The sequence below is a fragment of the Pseudobacter ginsenosidimutans genome, assembly GCF_007970185.1.
In the GTDB taxonomy this organism is placed as follows: domain Bacteria; phylum Bacteroidota; class Bacteroidia; order Chitinophagales; family Chitinophagaceae; genus Pseudobacter; species Pseudobacter ginsenosidimutans.
Genome location: NZ_CP042431.1, coordinates 450678 through 466894, shown reverse-complemented (window position 1 = coordinate 466894; position 16217 = coordinate 450678). Strand labels below are relative to the sequence as shown.

Here is a 16217-nt window from a genome sequence, read left to right as displayed (position 1 = left end):
GGTAAAAGAACCTCCAAAAAAAAAGGTGGGCAACAGGTAGAAAGGCTCGGCGAAATGGATTAAATTGCCTGCGATTCAAGTGTGTCGTGGGTTTACGAGAAATTTTAAGGTATTACTACGATGCAAAAATGAGTAGAAATTCTGGCTTGCGACCGTATTTTTACTATGGTAAAAATCGCAAATTTGGCCTGTAAAACTTACGAAGCCTATCGGGTTTATTCACAAATCATGCCGGATTGTGGAAAAGTATTCCCAAAGTTAAACGGATTTTAAAAACGGGGCTGCCGGAACAGTGGATAATGTGTATCAACCGCTGAGTTTTTCCTTTCAGGTAAAAAATGATAAACTGGAGTATAAAAGAGGGAGCCGGTCTTGTCAGAAGATAATTGGAAAAAAGAAGAAGTTGACTGATATTGGATTTGACACGGCTTTCAGTGGATATTTGGAAATTAGTTTTTGGACGGTAAACTCAGGACATTGGATGATCGAAGAGGTCGCCAATTCTGTACCAATCAACTTCAGAACAAATATATTGTAGTGTATTTCAAGCTACAAGAGCATTATTGCTTGATTTTGACCGTTCAGTAATTACTTTTAGGTTCGTAGATATTCCAGTACCGGGTGTTGGTAAAAACCCGATACCGTTTCAATAAAACTAACTACCATTGTTACTGAATCCGGTTCCTGAAAAGGACCCGGAGAGAAAGATAAAGGCATGAAGCAGCAACGGCAGCGTTTGCCGTGGCAATGGCGTGGCTGATTGAGAGTATCCGACACGGTGTAATCAACGGATTTTTAACGGGATTTTACTCCCGATACAATGATGGTTCACCGGCTTCGTTTATTACGTTACTAACCCAACCAATAAAGTCAAACCTGCCCCGTTATGAGCGCTGAACTGGTAATCAAGGTATCAATAGCCGACGATCACAAGATTTTCCGCGACGGCATTAAGATGGCTCTCAAAGGCAAAGAATATCTGAAGATCCTTTGGGAAGCTGAGGACGGAAAAGACCTGATGCACAAGATGAAGCTGAAGAAGCCTGACGTACTCCTGATGGACATCCGGATGCCGGAGGTGGACGGTGTGAACGCTATCGGCATCCTCCGCAAAGAATACAATGATGTAAAAATTGTGGTGCTCACCATGTACGATGATCAGGAAATGATCACCAAGATGATGGAAATGGGCGCCAATGCCTATCTCACCAAAACATCAGACCCTGAAGAGATCTACCAGGCTATCCTTGCCTGCATGAACGAAGACTTCTACTTCAACGATCTCGTTAATAAAGCTGTACTTTCCAAACTTCAAACCAAGAAACAGGTAAGACAATTCTACCCCAATCCCATCAAGTTTTCTGAAAAGGAAATCCGTATTCTCCGGCTTCTGGCGGAAGACAAAACCACGGAAGAGATTTCCAAAGAGGTTTTTCTCAGCCCGCGAACGGTTGAAACTATCAGGCAAAACATGAAATCCAAGGTAGGTGCAAAAACCATTGCCGGACTCATCATGTATGGCATGCGCAATAAGTTGATCGATTAAAAACCGGAGCCTGCACCTTTGCCAGCTTACACAGTTGATACGCCGCCCGCACAGATCGCGGCTTAGCATCCTGTCTGAAAAACATGCATCATTCCTGAACCTGCTGGTCAGGCCCTGTATTCATTGCCGGTAACGACGCAGTAATGAATCAGTTTCCTTTCCTGGCTGTTCCTGAACCAGGCATAGTTTGTTCAGAGCCTTGCAGGATGCAGGCTTCCGGAGCTCTCATTGGGAGGGATTAAATATTACATGGACAAACTAGAAAGCAAAAGGTTATCCGTCAGATATGAACAATACCGCTGCGGATGGCATACATAGCCAGCCCAACGCGGTTCTTCACTCCCAAACGGATGAATAGATTATCCCTGATCGTATCAAGTGCGCGCATAGGGATACACATGATGGAAGAAATGGCTTTGTAGGTAGCTTCTGAAGTGATCAGTTTCAGGAACTCGACCTCCTGGTCTGATAATGTTCTTTTACCGAGCAGTTCATCGCGGAAAGGACTGCGATAAGTGGTGGTGATCCTGCCGGCTGTATCGTTTGAGTGATAAAAGCCCTCCTCCATTACGGTCTGCATTGCCAGCTTCAACTCACCAAGGTCCGCATCCTTACGGACAAATCCTCTTGCACCTGCATGTAAAAAACGGATCAGGAAAGAGTCGTTGTCATACATGGTAAACATCAGCACACGGATGCCCGGATAATTCTGCATAAGATATTTGGCGGTAGCATAGCCGTCTATTTCAGGCATGTTCTGATCCAGCAGTATCAGGTCAGGTATATTACCTGCTTCGAGTTGTTTCAGTACCTCCGCACCATCACCTGCTTCCATTACTACTGAAAACCCGCCGAATGTATTGATCATCACTGCCACACCCTGACGCATTATGTTGTGATCATCTGCGATACCAACAGTATAGATAGTATTTGTTTTCATGGTTTATCAATTGATGGGTATTGAAATGGCGATAGTGGTTCCCTTGGGTTGATTGCTGATTATTTTGCAGCAGCCCTGCAGCAATTCCGCACGTTTATGCAGGTTGATCAATCCGCTGCCCATTACTTTCTTTTCCAGCGCGGCACCGATACCTATGCCGTCATCACAAACCTGAAGGTCCAAACGGTTGCCAGAGAACCTGAGCTGGATATCTACCATCCTGGCCTTTGCATGTTTGATTACATTATTGATGGATTCCTGGATCATACGCAGTACAGCAATCTCTTTGGAGGTTTCGAAGTTTTTCTCTTCACCTTCCACGCGCAATGCGATCTGCAAATGATCCAATTGATTGATCCTGTCAACTTCCTGTTGAAGGGCATTCACCAGTCCCTGATCTTCCAGCACATCGCCATTCATACTGTGGCTTATGTGACGGAGTTGGTCCATTGCCCGGCTGAGCATTCCCATAGACCCTTTAAGATACCGGGCTTCATCCGGATCCTGCCTTGGCTTGAGCCGGTAGAGAAAATGCTTGACAGCGGTGAGGGTAAGTCCGATATTGTCATGTATCTCTCTCGAGATCATGCGGAAAATTGCTTCCTGTGCCAGCATTTCTGTGTTGAGCAACTGGAGCCTGAAACCGGAAACAAAACTGCGTACCGACCAGTGGAACCAGGAATGTTTTTTCCGGAACTGAAGTGTGATGGTAATGAGTAAGAGTACAATGAATACCAGCATGCTCATAGCACTGGTTACAAAAAAACTGATGAAGAGTTGATTCATACAGATTTGGTTTTTGATGATGGATTTATTCAGTGTAATTTCTGCGGCTCAGTAAGATCAGGGGATGGGAAGTTGAGTGCAATGATAAGCATTGCGATAAAATGGTTAATTCAGCTGTGTTGACGTAGCATCCGGGAATAATAAGTCCATGGGCCCGGGTAGACCCATGGAACTTAATGGGGGAGAGCTGTTTATAGGTGGGAATGAGCTCTCCGGGCAGCAAACATCGAATAGAACGGAAGGGTCCGGGGCATTGCTGGCAGAGCAACTAAGACATTTAAATGGAATAATTATCTGGATGCAGAAAGCAGAAGGATCAGTGACCATGATACAAAGGTTTAATGTTAGCGCATGCAGTATAACAGTGATGTGCATACGAAAAATGTGTACTGATCAAAAGTAAGAGGAGATTAAAAAGAAGCAAGGGGAAAAAAAACGGGATTTTGCGTTTTTTTTCCCCTTGCTATTTGAGAAGAATTTTGTAAGGGAAATGTGCAGGTTAAGAAACTAACCAGAACCTTAGCCAAATGACGGGGATGGGAAATATAGTAACCAGGACCCGGCTAATACAAAAAGGTTGGGGAGCGTTGAATGGTTTCAGAAAGGAAAGGTTTGGAAAGAAGGCGATCTAACTAAAATTATGAAAAAAAATAATGCAAAATCTGGTCCGGTCTTTATTGGGGAAAAGTTCCGTTCATACTGCAGAGCATCCTCCAAAGCATTGAACTTCTTCAACAAGACCACAATTCTTTACGCTGCAAAGTGGCAGGTTGCTGTTGAATAAAACCATGATTATGAAAACCTGAGTTGATTAAAAAGGATGCTGATAATAAGAGGAAAAAAGTTAAGAAGCCGGACAGGAGAATAAAATCAGCTAAAACATACAAAGAAAGAAAGTTGATTGACATTGGATTTTGCTGGCTTCATAGATATTGGAATACTTTTCTGGACGGTTATTATAAGGACATTGGATGGTGTGAGGTTGCTAATCCTCGTCAATCAACTTGTGTAACAAAAATACTTGTGGATAACTATGTGCACAAGAGCAGATTTGCTTCATTTTCAAAATACGGTATTTACCAACCGCATTAGAAAGTTTCCTTTGAAATCATCGTAAAACACCGATTTCAAATCGTAGATTCCCTGTTTATAAATAGTTTCCTGTATATTCCGAAATAGTATAATTTCGTAAATCTGCTATAGTAATTGTCACGAAAAATTATCATTTTGAGCACGGTTAGAACCAGGTGTTCAACCCCTCAGTTTGATGCCTTATCAAACTAAACCTGGAACACAATATAAAATACAATAGAACCGTATGAAAAAACCAGATGGAGAAAGGCTCATAAGAGTAGCAATTGCGGATGATCACGCCCTTTTCAGGGCAGGCGTTAAAACGGCCCTGTCGGCTAAAAAAGATGTGGAGCTCATTGCGGAAGCAGACAATGGCATGCAACTGATCAATCTGTTGAAACACATAGAGCCTGATGTTATTCTCCTTGATATCCAGATGCCTATCATGGATGGCATCCAAACACTCCCCGAGATCAGGAAGGTTCGCCCCGAAGCAAAAGTGATTGTGCTCTCGATGCACAACGATCACTCCATGATCAGTAAGCTCATGGAGATCGGTGCCAATTCCTATCTCACCAAAAACTCCGACTCGGAAACCATTTACCAGGCCATCAAAACCTGTTTCGAGCAGGAGTTCTTCTTCAACGAGCTCACCAATAAAGCACTGCTCACCGGTCTTCGCACCAAAAGAACAGACCTTGCCGGTCCACAGGATGTAAACCTTTCCGACAAGGAAATGCGCGTGCTCAAGCTTATGTGTGAGGAGAAAACTACCAAGGAGATCGCTGATATTGTGGAAATAAGCCCCCGCACTGTGGAAGCGATCCGCGATAAACTGAAAACCAAAACAGGAGCTAAATCAATGGCCGGCCTGGTAATGTATGCAGTGAAGAACGGCATTATCGATCAGAACGGCAATTAATACTACTTGTTGCGGGTTGCTGTATCACAGTGATCCCAACTGTGAACAGTCACCCGCAACCATCCATGTCTACATTCGATTATTTCAACGGTTCATTCATTCCCGGCGGCTCTCCGGTTACTGGCGCCAACAGCCGCGCCCTGCGATATGGCGATGGGCTCTTCGAAACGGTGAAGCTCATCGATAACAGGCTGCTTCTCGCCGATGCGCATTTCGACCGTCTCTTCCATGGACTCAGTTTGCTTCAATTCGAAATTCCCAAACATTTCACCCGCGGGTTCATTACAGAAAACATCCTGCAGCTCGTTCGAAAAAATAAAACAGAAAAAGCTGCCCGCATCCGCTTAAGTATACTCCGGTCAAACGGCGGCCCTTATGACCCTGAAAGTATGCAACCTCAGTTGCTCATTCAATGCTGGCCATTGCCGGAACATGCCATGCAGCTCAATCAAAACGGATTGCAGATCGGCATCTATGCAGACGCACGGAAAGCCTGCGACGTTTTCGCCAATCTCAAATCGAACAACTATCTTCCTTACCTGATGGCTGCACAGTTTGCAAAACGGAATCAGCTCAATGATGCTGTTTTGTTGAACGTTTTCGACCGGATTTGCGATGCAAGTATCGCAAATATTGCCTGGGTCAAAAATGGAACGATCTTTACCCCGCCTTTGACTGAAGGCTGTGTGGCCGGCGTTATGCGCCGTCATCTCCTGGAACAATGCGGTCGCATTACAGGAGTAACTATGAAAGAACAGGCCGGCACTGCAGAGGACCTTGCAGAAGCCGATGAAGTTTTTCTTACCAATGCCATCAGCGGGATCCGCCGGGTGGCGCAATGCGGAGATAAGAAATACGGTCATTCTCTCACCACACAGCTCTATGATCAGCTGATCAGGCCATTGCATCATTAAAACAATCCTGCTGCATCAACGCTTCATCTAACACAGATGAATGTGTCAATCGCATTTGTTGTATGAAGAAACTGAACATTTTCTGGTTTCGCCGAGACCTTCGTCTCGATGATAATGCCGGGCTCTATCAAGCCCTCAGGCAGGCTGAACCTGTGTTGCCTGTATTTATCTTCGATACGAATATTCTCGATCAGCTCGATAATAAGCAAGACAATAGAGTGGCATTCATTCATGCCGCATTGCAAGGCTTGCAGGAGCAGCTGCTGGCACAGGGCGCTGCATTGCTGGTTGTTCACGATACGCCGCTGAATGCATTTGCACAGTTGTTGAAGCATTATCCTGTTGCAGCAGTATACACCAATCATGATTATGAACTGTACGCAAAAGACAGGGATGAAGCAGTTCGGATCTTACTGAATGAACACAATATTCCGCTTCATACATTCAAAGACCAGGTGATCTTTGAGAAGAACGAAGTAGTGAAAGATGATGGAAAACCTTACACAGTATTCACGCCCTACAGTAAACGATGGCTGGCTACACTGAACGATTTTTATCAAGGGTCTTATCCCAACAGAAAATATTTCCACAACTTTTATCAGCAGGAAGCAATGGCCATTCCTTCATTGAGGAAGATCGGTTTTAAAGAATCGGACCAACCATATCCTGCAACAGTGCTGAAGAAGTTACTCATCCAGCGATACAGTGAACAGCGCGATATCCCTTCGTTACAGGGCACTACTCGTTTGGGCGTTCACCTGCGGTTCGGTACCGTGAGCATTCGCAAAGTGTTGCAGCAGACAATTCCATTGAGCGCCACTTTTGTGAATGAGCTCATCTGGCGCGATTTCTTCCAGATGATCCTCTGGCATTTCCCGCATGTAGGACAGGGAAAAGCTTTCAGGCCTGCGTACGACCTGATCCGATGGCGCAATAATGAAATGGAATTTGAAAGATGGTGCCAGGGAAGAACGGGTTATCCCATTGTTGATGCGGGCATGCGTGAGCTCAATGCTACTGGTTTCATGCATAATCGTGTGCGCATGATCGTTGCATCATTCCTGTGCAAGCATTTGCTGATCGATTGGCGATGGGGCGAGGCATATTTTGCGGAGAAATTACTGGATTACGAATTCGCTTCCAACAATGGCAACTGGCAATGGGCGGCAGGAAGCGGTTGCGATGCTGCACCATATTTCCGCGTATTCAATCCCACACTGCAGGCAAAGAAATTTGATCCGGAATTGAAGTATGTAAGAAGATGGGTGCCGGAGCTGGACGATTTCGGTTATCCCGAACCGATAGTGGATCATGAGTTTGCAAGAAAGCGCTGCCTGGAAGCATACAGTAAAGCGTTGAAACGGGAATGATGCTTCATTGCTACAGGTTATTCTCCAAAAACAATTCCGTTCCATTCACAGAAGTCTGGTGAAGGTTCCCATAAATATCCAGGAATTTCTTCACGGCTGATCTGCCATCTGAGCCCAGGTCCAGTGAATAATTATTTACATAGAGATCGATATGCTGACGCATCACTGCCTCGCTCATTTCCTGTGCGTGCTGTTTTACATAATCTGTAACAGCAGGATAATGCGCAAATGAGTATTCAAGGCTCCTGCGGATGAGACTGTCTGCACGGCGTTGCAGAACAGGATCGATATTACGCCTGATCACGATGCCGCCCAGTGGAATAGGATTGCTGGTAGTGGTTTCCCAGTATTCTCCCAGATCTGCGAGTTTGAGGAGGCCTTTGTCCTGATACGTAAAACGATTTTCATGGATGATCACACCGGCATCCACCTGTCCATTCAAAATAGCATCTTCGATTTCAGAGAAGAGCAGGAATTTCTTTTTTCTCACTTGCGGATAAGCGAGCGAGAAGAGCATATGTGCAGTGGTTTGTTCACCGGGAATGGCAACGGTCATTTCCTCCACTGGTTTCACTTCTCCATCATTTCGGGTGATGAAGAGCGGCCCAACGCCTTTGCCGAGTGCTCCACCTGCATTGAGCACGATATAATCCTTGATGATCAGCGGAAGCACACCATAACTGATCTTGGTGATATCCAGCTTTCCCTTCAATGCCCATTCGTTGAGGGTTTGAACATCTTCGAGTACCGGTTCTACTTCCAGACCTTCCGTATCGATCTTCTTATTCACCAGTGCATCGAAGATGAATGTATCATTCGGGCAGGGAGAAAAGCCAAGAGTAAGTTTCATGTTGATCAGTTATTGTTCACTAAATATTTCCGGTTCCTGCAGTATGTTGATCAATTGCTGGTTGAGCAGGTTGATAGACTCTTTCATCAGCCAGTTCTTCTTATCCCTTTCGCCCACCATATTGCTGACGGCTCTCAATTGCAGGAAAGGGATTTTTTGCTGAAGCGACACATAATGGAATGCAGCTCCTTCCATAGATTCAACAATCGCGGAATACTTTTGTTGCAGGATCCTGATGCGTTGTGGCGAAGTAGTGATCTCGTTAATGGTAACGGCTTTCACCAATGGCAGCCCGAGATGGGCCCAATACGATGTATAAGGATTGAGCAATGCAGTATCTGTAAATGGGAATACGGCAGCTTGCTGAAGGTTCATATCGAACAGGTCTTTGAAACTCCCTTCTTCTTCCACGCCAAGATCACCCAGAGATTCTTCCTGAACAATGGCGAGTGTGCCCGGTGGGCAGGTGAGGGAAAAACTGCCTGCGATACCGGCCTGGATCATGGCATCGGGCTTTTGCTGCTGAATGGCATGCATCAGACGGTAAGTGGTTTGCATACTGCCGATGCCGGTGATCACTGCATTCACCCTTATTCCTGCTTTAGTGCGGAGCTCATTTTTTTGCAGCCATTCCAGCGTGGGCGCAATTTCCAGCGGAGTGGCGGCCACCAGCATTATTTCCATGCCGGCAAAGATAGGAGATGTAAACCCATTAAATTGTACCTTTGCGCGGCAATTTAATTATGATCTATGGTGTATCTGACTCGTGTTGAACACTTTAATGCCGCTCACAAGCTTTATAACCCCGCCTGGAGCAAAGAAAAGAATGAACAGGTTTTTGGCAAATGCGCCAATGAGCATTGGCATGGTCACAATTATGAATTGCTGGTCACCATCAAAGGCAAGCCAGATCCCGATACCGGATTCCTGTATGATGTGAAGCAGTTGAGCAAACTGATACAACAACATGTACTGGACAAGCTGGACCACAAGAATCTCAATATGGACGTGGATTTCATGCAGGGGCAGCTTTGTTCTACGGAAAACCTGGCCATTGCCATCTGGCAGCAATTACAGCCGCATTTGCCCCAGACTGTAAAGCTGCATTGTATCAAACTGTACGAAACACCAAGGATTTTTGTTGAATACTTTGGAGGGTAAGCCAAACTTTTTAAAGCTATTATCGTAATACATTTGATATGAGCAGGAAAGTAGCCGTATTCCGGAAAGAACATTTCAATGCAGCTCACCGGTTGTACAATCCCGCATGGGATATGGCAAAGAATGATGCCGTATTCGGAAAATGCAACAATCCTAATTTTCACGGGCACAATTATGAACTGGTAGTGAAAGTAGTGGGAGAACCTGATCCTGAAACCGGGTATGTGATGGACCTCAAGATCCTGAGTGACCTGATCCGCGATGAAGTGCTGGAACATTTCGATCACCGTAACCTTAACCTTGATACGCCTTTTTTCAAAGACAGTAACCCGACTGCTGAAAATATCTGCATCGTGATCTACGAACTGCTGCGCGCAAAGATCGATCCCAAATTCGATCTGCAGGTCCGTCTCTATGAAACAGAGCGGAACTTCGTGGAATACCCGGTGAACAACTAACAAAAAAACTGTTACAATGGCTTACAAGAAAACAGAACAATACGAAGATAAGATCACTTCAGGGCTGATTGATAACTACCGTGAAGTGTTGAATCTTCTGGGTGAGGACCCGCAGCGCGAAGGATTGGTGAAGACTCCCGAAAGAATGGCCAAAGCCATGCAATATCTCACACAGGGTTACCAGTTGGATGCCAATGCAATCCTTGCCAGCGCCATGTTCCGTGAAGAAGTAAGCGAAATGATCATCGTAAAAGATATCGAACTGTACAGCATGTGCGAGCACCACCTGCTGCCATTCTTCGGTAAAGCTCATGTTGCGTATATCCCTAACGGTCATATCACCGGGTTGAGCAAGATCGCCCGCGTGGTGGACGTTTTCTCCAGGAGACTGCAGGTACAGGAAAGACTTACCACCCAGATCCTGGATGCCATCAAAACAACGCTCCGTCCCCTCGGCGTAGCCGTGGTGATCGAAGCTTCCCACCTTTGTATGATGATGCGTGGCGTACAGAAACAAAATTCTGTTACCACTACTTCAGCTTTCTGGGGAGAATTCGAAAAAAGTGAAACACGCAGTGAATTCACCAAACTGATCTCCTCCAGATTACACTAGGAGTTTTTGCCAGCACCTGACCTGTTCCGGGTAAACCGCACGGGACCTGCTGTTGCAAAGAATCGGATTTTCGTATGCTACAAAGATTTTGGTTTTATAATTCCTTTATGGCATTTTTGTCTGTCTAAACCCCAGGTAACTTATGAAGCATGCTTTTGTGTTTCCCGGTCAAGGATCACAATTCCCGGGTATGGGAAAGGACCATTATAATTTGAGCGTTTTTGCCAAGAAGTTGTTTGAGCAGGCCAATGAGATTGTTGGCTTTCGCATTTCCGACATCATGTTTGAGGGAACTGAGGAAGATCTGCGTCAAACAAAAGTCACACAGCCTGCGGTTTTTCTCCATTCTGTGATTGCCTTCAAGGGCATTGATTCCGTGAAACCGGAAATGGTGGCAGGTCATTCACTCGGTGAGTTTTCTGCACTGGTGGCGAATGGCGTGCTGAGCTTTGAAGATGGTCTCAAACTGGTGAGCATCCGCGCGCAGGCCATGCAGAAAGCCTGTGAAATCCAGCCGTCCACTATGGCTGCCGTGCTGGGACTGGATGATGCAAAAGTGGAAGAGGTTTGTGCTGCCGTTGCTGCCGAAACCGGCGAAGTGGTAGTGCCTGCCAATTACAATTGCCCTGGTCAGCTGGTGATCAGCGGAACCATCAAAGGTATTGAAGTGGCTTGTGAAAGAATGAAGGCTGCCGGCGCCAAACGTGCCCTGGTACTGCCTGTAGGCGGAGCTTTCCATTCTCCGTTGATGGCGCCAGCCCGCGAAGAACTGAAAGCCGCTATCGAAACCACTACCTTCTACAATCCTACCTGCCCTGTTTATCAAAACGTGGTGGCCAAAGCAGTAATGGACAGGGAAGAGATCAAAAAGAACCTTATCGATCAACTTACCGGCGCTGTTCGCTGGACGCAGAGCGTTCAGGCGATGATCACTGATGGCGGTAACCGCTTCACAGAAGTTGGACCCGGCAAAGTATTGCAGGGATTGATCAACAAAATCGACAAAACTGTCACTACTGAAGGAGTTGCCTAAGTGTTATTGTTGACATTTGTCAAATTTTAGTGCCTGAAACAACGTTTTTATCCCATAAACGGGTCAACTGTATAAACCTTGTCGTTATGCGGTTGACCTGTTTTCTTTTATTATCATTAGCAGTTAGTGCCTGCAGTAAGAATGGTAGTTCAGATGAGCAAGGGCCGAAAACAGGTTCTTATACGGGTGTATATGTTGAAACGACATTACGTAAGGATACGCTGGATTTTACAAAGGGTCTGGCTTTGTATGATCCTTCATATCCTTTGAAAGAGGTTGCCGGGTATTTTTATTATTCCCGTAAAGTGGAAACTGCTCCCGGGATTGAAGCCTATCTGTCGGAACTATGTTCTTATATTAAAAAAGGGAACAGTCTGCAGTTGAATGTCTTTGGCGGTCCTTCTCAGTTTGAGTTCAGATGGATCAAATACGGACAGTGTTTTATGATGGAAAAATTTTATTCCAGACCGGGCTTAAGTACAATCCTGAAATTTGAAAAAGTAGAATAAAAACTTAGATACTGATGAGGTTGATGTATTGCTTAATGACGATGCTGGTGCTGGGTGCGGCTTGCAAAAAAGATAAGTCGGACCAGGAGCTCCAGAGTTATGATGTGAATGGCCCTTACGCCGGTGTATGGGTGGAGAGCAGTATGCAAAAAGATACGCTCAATTTCAATGCTCCCAAAACCATGCTGGAGCAACTTCCATGGAGGCCGCCTTCCAATGCAGGTGTGTTCATTATGGGATCTGAAGCATTTAAAGCCGGGGACGGAAGCAACAAGTCTCCCGGTGGTGTATATGCGTATTATCTGAAAAACGATAGCCTTTACATCTATAATTACTACAATTCCAGTAACTACACTGGCTATGAATTCAAAGTGGATCCGACAGAGAAGACCATCACAATCGGCCGTTTTTATGAACGGCCCGGACTTTCAGATGAGCTCAAATTCCGTCAGATACGTTAATCGATTAGCGTAAATTTTTAGGTAAAGCCACGGCGCCCCTGAACCGTTTTGCTCCCAACAGATCATTGCTGGTTTCAGTTTGTGGTTCCAGTTGCATGATGCCATTCGGATCTACCACTCTTGCATATGCGCCGGTGCTGATGTATTTGAGGGCTGCTGCCAGGCAGCTCTCCGTGATATCCCCCCAGGCTTTATCCAGCCCGTCACCAACCTGGTGATTCAGCGTGAATCCATCGAAATAATTGCCTTCACCATTTTTGTTCACAGTGCGGAAAGAAACAGGGAAGATATACCAGTCCATTACAGGAATGGGGAAGTAGCCCACAGGTTTGCCGTGGGTTCTGGTTGGTCCTACCAATTGCACATTGAGATAAGGTTTCAGGCTGTTGATGAGCAATTCACTTGCAGAAGCTGTGTTCTGACTAACGATCACGAATAGCCTGTCCAGATCCAGGGAACCTTTCCTGCTAAATCTTGAAGTAGAATTGTAGTTGGAGTATTTATTGTTGAATTTTTGCTCTTCCATGATCTGGCCATTGGCAGCAGGTGGGGCCAGGTAATTGGCCAGCTCATCCTGTAAAAGCACATATCCGCCACCGTTATAGCGGAGGTCCAGCACCACATCGCTCACGCCGGCTGTGTTGAACTTGTTGAAGATGCGTGAAAATTCGTTCTTGATCTTTGTTGTATCTCCGAGGAAGGAGTTGAAGACCAGGTAGCCGGTCTTGCTGGCGCCGGTTGTATAGATGGTATCCAGGATGATCGGTTGTTCCAGGTAGGTGGCGGCTGTCAGTGCAATGGTGGTGTCTGCTTTACCTTGCCTGCCGAGTAACAGCGTAACATTGGTGCTGTTGAAAATGGCGTTGGATACAAAATTGATATTGCTGGTGCTGATATTGGAGCTGTTGTTGATCTGTTTGATCTGCCAGCTGCGCTTGATATTGGCTTTACCTGCCGGTGAAGCGGGTTCCACAAAGCTTACGCGCAGGTCATTGGATGCAAAATAGAAAATGCCCAGACCGAAATCACTGCTGATGCCCTGGCTGAGATCGTCCCATACATTTTTGGTAACGGCAAAGCTCCATCTGTCTACCGGATCTGAAAATCCGGGCTCGATGCTATAATCCCTGATGGCTTCCATGATAGCGTCGGGATCAGCATAATCCCTGGCTTTGAAAGACGCGGGGATCTTATCGTACCACAAATAAATATCGCGGGCGTACAGAATAGTGGAATCTTTAAGGCGATCGTTATTGCTGGATCCGCCTCCGCTGCTTTTCTTGCAGGCGGGAAGATAAATGGCGAGTGTGAGGATGATCGCCAGGAAAATGATTGGTTTCATGGTGACAGAGTTTCTGTCCCATTAAGTTACCACCTTTTTTCACAATTCCAGTGAACAGTTGATCCAGCCCTGATCAAGTTTGGCGCCGTATTTCTTATAAAAATCGATGGCCGGCTCATTCCAGTCGAGCACCTGCCAAACCATGCCGCTGAATTTTTTTTCGCGGGTTTCCTGTAATACCCTGTCGAACAACAGTTTTCCGAGGCCTTTGCCTCTCATCTCTTCTGTAACGATCAGGTCTTCCAGGTAAAGGCGTTGACCTTTCCAGGTGGAGTAGCGGATATAATAGAGTGCAAATCCATGAATGGTCTCAACGCCCGAAGGGTCGGTGGTGGTAGCAACAAATGCCCACCAAACGGGATTATCGCCAAAGCCGCTCTGTTCAAAGTGTTGGGGAGAAACGGTAACGGCATCGGGTTCTTTCTCGAACACGGCCAGTTCCACAACTAATTGCATCAATCGGGGGCAATCGGCCTTTACGGCCCTCCGGACGTTGAATTCCATCTTGATTATTTTAGTAAGCCCATTTGATCCAGGTAGCGCCCCAGGTAAATCCGCCACCGAAGGCTGCGAGGACTATATTATCTCCTTTCTTCAATTGTTTTTCCCATTCCCAGAGACAGAGAGGGATGGTGGCGGCTGTGGTATTGCCATATCGCATGATATTGAGCATTACTTTATCGTGGCTCAGCCCCATTCTGTCTGCAGTGGCATCGATGATGCGTTTGTTGGCCTGGTGAGGCACCAGCCAGGCGATATCTTCACCGGTGAGATTATTTCTTTCCAGCAGTTCAGCGCTTACATCGGCCATTCCTTTAACGGCGGCTTTGAAAACGGTCTGACCTTCCTGGTACGCATAATGCTCCTTGTTAGCAACAGTCTCCATACTCGCGGGGCGGCGTGATCCACCGGCTTTCATGTGGAGGTAGGGCTCTCCGGAACCATCGCTTTTCAGGATGGTATCATTCATACCATATCCTTCTTCATTGGGTTCCAGCAGAACACCTGCAGCGCCATCGCCGAAAATGATGCAGGTGGCGCGGTCGTTATAGTCAATAATAGAGCTCATCTTGTCAGCTCCGATCACGATCACTTTCTTGTAGCGGCCGCTTTCTATGAGGGCGGCGCCTGTAGAGAAGGAGTAGAGGAATCCGGAGCAGGCGGCCAGGAGATCGAAGCCCCAGGCGTTTTTCAGTCCAGCCTTGTGACAAACCAGGTTGGCTGTGGAGGGGAACATCATGTCCGGGGTTACAGTGCCAACGATCACGGCGTCGATGTCAAGGGGGCTCAGGTTCTTTTTCTCCAGGATTTGCAACACAACCTGAACTGCCATATCGGAAGTACCTTTTCCTTCACCTTTCAATATCCTTCTTTCTTCGATCCCGGTGCGGGTGCGGATCCATTCGTCATTGGTCTCAACCATTTTCTCCAGGTCAAAATTGGTCAGCTTATCTTCAGGAACATAGCCGCCTACGGCAGTGATGGCGGCAGTGATTTTTTGACTCATCCTTGCGATTTAGTATGGAATTAAAATAAAGGGTGCCTTTATAAAGCCGACAAAAATACGCCAAAAGTTATCATCATTTCACCAATTCATATCTATATAATAATTAAGCGGTTTTTCCCTATTTTCGCAGTCATGATCGCTTTTATACGGGGCAATTTCGTGCATAAATCACCGGCCGTAGTACAGGTGGAAGCCAATGGGGTGGGCTACGAACTTCAGATCAGTCTGAACACTTATTCCGCCATCCAGGGCCTCGAAAAAGGGTTGCTTTATACCCATCTCGCTATCCGGGAAGATGCACATGTTCTGTATGGTTTCTCTGATACTGTCGAAAAAGAACTGTTCCTCCAGCTGATCAGTGTGTCTGGTGTTGGTGCAGCAACAGCAAGGATGATGCTGTCTTCCGTTAAGCCTGAAGAAATAGTGAGGGCTATTGCCGAAGCCAATACCAAGCTGCTGGAAAGCATCAAGGGGATCGGTAAAAAATCCGCCGAACGAATTGTTCTGGAACTGAAGGATAAGATGGCCAAATCAAGGCTGGACGCAAATATTCCTTCAGCATCGTACAATCCAACGGGTCAGGATGCGTTAAATGCTCTGATGGCGCTGGGTATTGCCCGTGCCGCCGGTGAACAGGCTATTCAAAAGGTACTCAAAGCTGAACCGGGCCTTTCCGTAGTAGAAGACATTATTAAGAAAGCTTTAAAAACACTCTAAGCCTATCGTCAGGA

The 16217-nt window shown here is 46.2% G+C and carries 18 protein-coding genes; 11 read left to right on the top strand and 7 right to left on the bottom strand.

Translation table 11 applies throughout. The features are described 5' to 3' along the window. The first annotated feature begins 886 nt into the window (after positions 1–886). Positions 887–1546, top strand: a complete 660-nt coding sequence (locus tag FSB84_RS01815) for a response regulator transcription factor (protein WP_127126772.1) — start codon at positions 887–889, stop codon at positions 1544–1546. Positions 1547–1826: 280 nt separating this feature from the next. On the opposite strand, the gene FSB84_RS01810 is transcribed toward FSB84_RS01815, so the two are convergent. Both FSB84_RS01810 and FSB84_RS01805 read right to left on the bottom strand, forming a co-directional pair. Then, entirely contained in the window at positions 1827–2486 is a 660-nt protein-coding gene (locus FSB84_RS01810) for a response regulator transcription factor (protein WP_130543273.1), read from the bottom strand. Positions 2487–2492: 6 nt separating this feature from the next. Next, entirely contained in the window at positions 2493–3272 is a 780-nt protein-coding gene (locus tag FSB84_RS01805) for a sensor histidine kinase (RefSeq protein ID WP_130543274.1), read from the bottom strand. A gap of 1318 nt (positions 3273–4590) precedes the next feature. On the opposite strand from FSB84_RS01805, the gene FSB84_RS01800 reads away from it, so the two are divergent. The 3 genes from FSB84_RS01800 to FSB84_RS01790 all read left to right on the top strand — a co-directional run bounded on the left by FSB84_RS01800 (position 4591) and on the right by FSB84_RS01790 (position 7552). Then, entirely contained in the window at positions 4591–5268 is a 678-nt protein-coding gene (locus FSB84_RS01800) for a response regulator transcription factor (protein WP_130543275.1), read from the top strand. A 65-nt stretch (positions 5269–5333) separates the two neighbouring features. Further along, a complete protein-coding gene (locus FSB84_RS01795) occupies positions 5334–6182 on the top strand; it encodes an aminotransferase class IV (RefSeq protein WP_130543276.1) in 849 nt (282 codons plus the stop codon). A gap of 62 nt (positions 6183–6244) precedes the next feature. Further along, a complete protein-coding gene (locus FSB84_RS01790) occupies positions 6245–7552 on the top strand; it encodes a cryptochrome/photolyase family protein (protein ID WP_130543277.1) in 1308 nt (435 codons plus the stop codon). A gap of 10 nt (positions 7553–7562) precedes the next feature. On the opposite strand, the gene FSB84_RS01785 is transcribed toward FSB84_RS01790, so the two are convergent. Next, positions 7563–8402: a 1,4-dihydroxy-6-naphthoate synthase gene (locus tag FSB84_RS01785; RefSeq protein ID WP_130543278.1), complete on the bottom strand. Its 840-nt coding sequence runs from the start codon at positions 8400–8402 to the stop codon at positions 7563–7565. Positions 8403–8411: 9 nt separating this feature from the next. Then, positions 8412–9086, bottom strand: a complete 675-nt coding sequence (gene mqnB / locus FSB84_RS01780; RefSeq protein ID WP_130543279.1) for a futalosine hydrolase — start codon at positions 9084–9086, stop codon at positions 8412–8414. A gap of 66 nt (positions 9087–9152) precedes the next feature. On the opposite strand from mqnB, the gene FSB84_RS01775 reads away from it, so the two are divergent. The 6 genes from FSB84_RS01775 (at position 9153) to FSB84_RS01750 (ending at position 12637) form a co-directional block, all read left to right on the top strand. After that, positions 9153–9563: a 6-pyruvoyl trahydropterin synthase family protein gene (locus FSB84_RS01775; protein ID WP_130543280.1), complete on the top strand. Its 411-nt coding sequence runs from the start codon at positions 9153–9155 to the stop codon at positions 9561–9563. Between the two features lie 38 nt (positions 9564–9601). Then, a complete protein-coding gene (locus tag FSB84_RS01770) occupies positions 9602–10021 on the top strand; it encodes a 6-pyruvoyl trahydropterin synthase family protein (RefSeq protein WP_130543281.1) in 420 nt (139 codons plus the stop codon). A 16-nt stretch (positions 10022–10037) separates the two neighbouring features. Continuing rightward, positions 10038–10634, top strand: a complete 597-nt coding sequence (folE, locus tag FSB84_RS01765; RefSeq protein ID WP_130543282.1) for a GTP cyclohydrolase I FolE — start codon at positions 10038–10040, stop codon at positions 10632–10634. Positions 10635–10776: 142 nt separating this feature from the next. Then, complete coding sequence (gene fabD, locus FSB84_RS01760) at positions 10777–11667, top strand: ACP S-malonyltransferase (protein WP_130543283.1); 891 nt, start codon at positions 10777–10779, stop codon at positions 11665–11667. An 86-nt stretch (positions 11668–11753) separates the two neighbouring features. Next, on the top strand, positions 11754–12176 hold the full coding sequence (locus FSB84_RS01755; RefSeq protein ID WP_130543284.1) for a hypothetical protein: 423 nt from the start codon (positions 11754–11756) through the stop codon (positions 12174–12176). A gap of 14 nt (positions 12177–12190) precedes the next feature. Further along, a complete protein-coding gene (locus FSB84_RS01750) occupies positions 12191–12637 on the top strand; it encodes a hypothetical protein (protein WP_130543285.1) in 447 nt (148 codons plus the stop codon). 4 nt (positions 12638–12641) lie between these two features. Here the strand turns inward: FSB84_RS01750 and FSB84_RS01745 are convergent, their stop codons facing one another. From FSB84_RS01745 to FSB84_RS01735, 3 genes are read right to left on the bottom strand one after another with little or no spacing between them, the layout of a single operon-like run. Next, complete coding sequence (locus FSB84_RS01745) at positions 12642–13979, bottom strand: S41 family peptidase (RefSeq protein ID WP_130543286.1); 1338 nt, start codon at positions 13977–13979, stop codon at positions 12642–12644. A 39-nt stretch (positions 13980–14018) separates the two neighbouring features. Continuing rightward, positions 14019–14483 (bottom strand): GNAT family N-acetyltransferase, encoded by a 465-nt coding sequence (locus tag FSB84_RS01740; protein WP_130543287.1) that lies wholly within the window; start codon positions 14481–14483, stop codon positions 14019–14021. A 10-nt stretch (positions 14484–14493) separates the two neighbouring features. Continuing rightward, positions 14494–15486: a beta-ketoacyl-ACP synthase III gene (locus FSB84_RS01735; protein WP_130543288.1), complete on the bottom strand. Its 993-nt coding sequence runs from the start codon at positions 15484–15486 to the stop codon at positions 14494–14496. Positions 15487–15618: 132 nt separating this feature from the next. Here FSB84_RS01735 and ruvA point away from each other — a divergent pair, with 132 nt between their 5' ends. Continuing rightward, the gene (gene ruvA, locus FSB84_RS01730) at positions 15619–16203 is read left to right on the top strand and encodes a Holliday junction branch migration protein RuvA (protein WP_130543289.1); all 585 of its coding nucleotides are present in this window, start codon (positions 15619–15621) and stop codon (positions 16201–16203) included. The last annotated feature ends 14 nt before the right edge of the window (positions 16204–16217 follow it).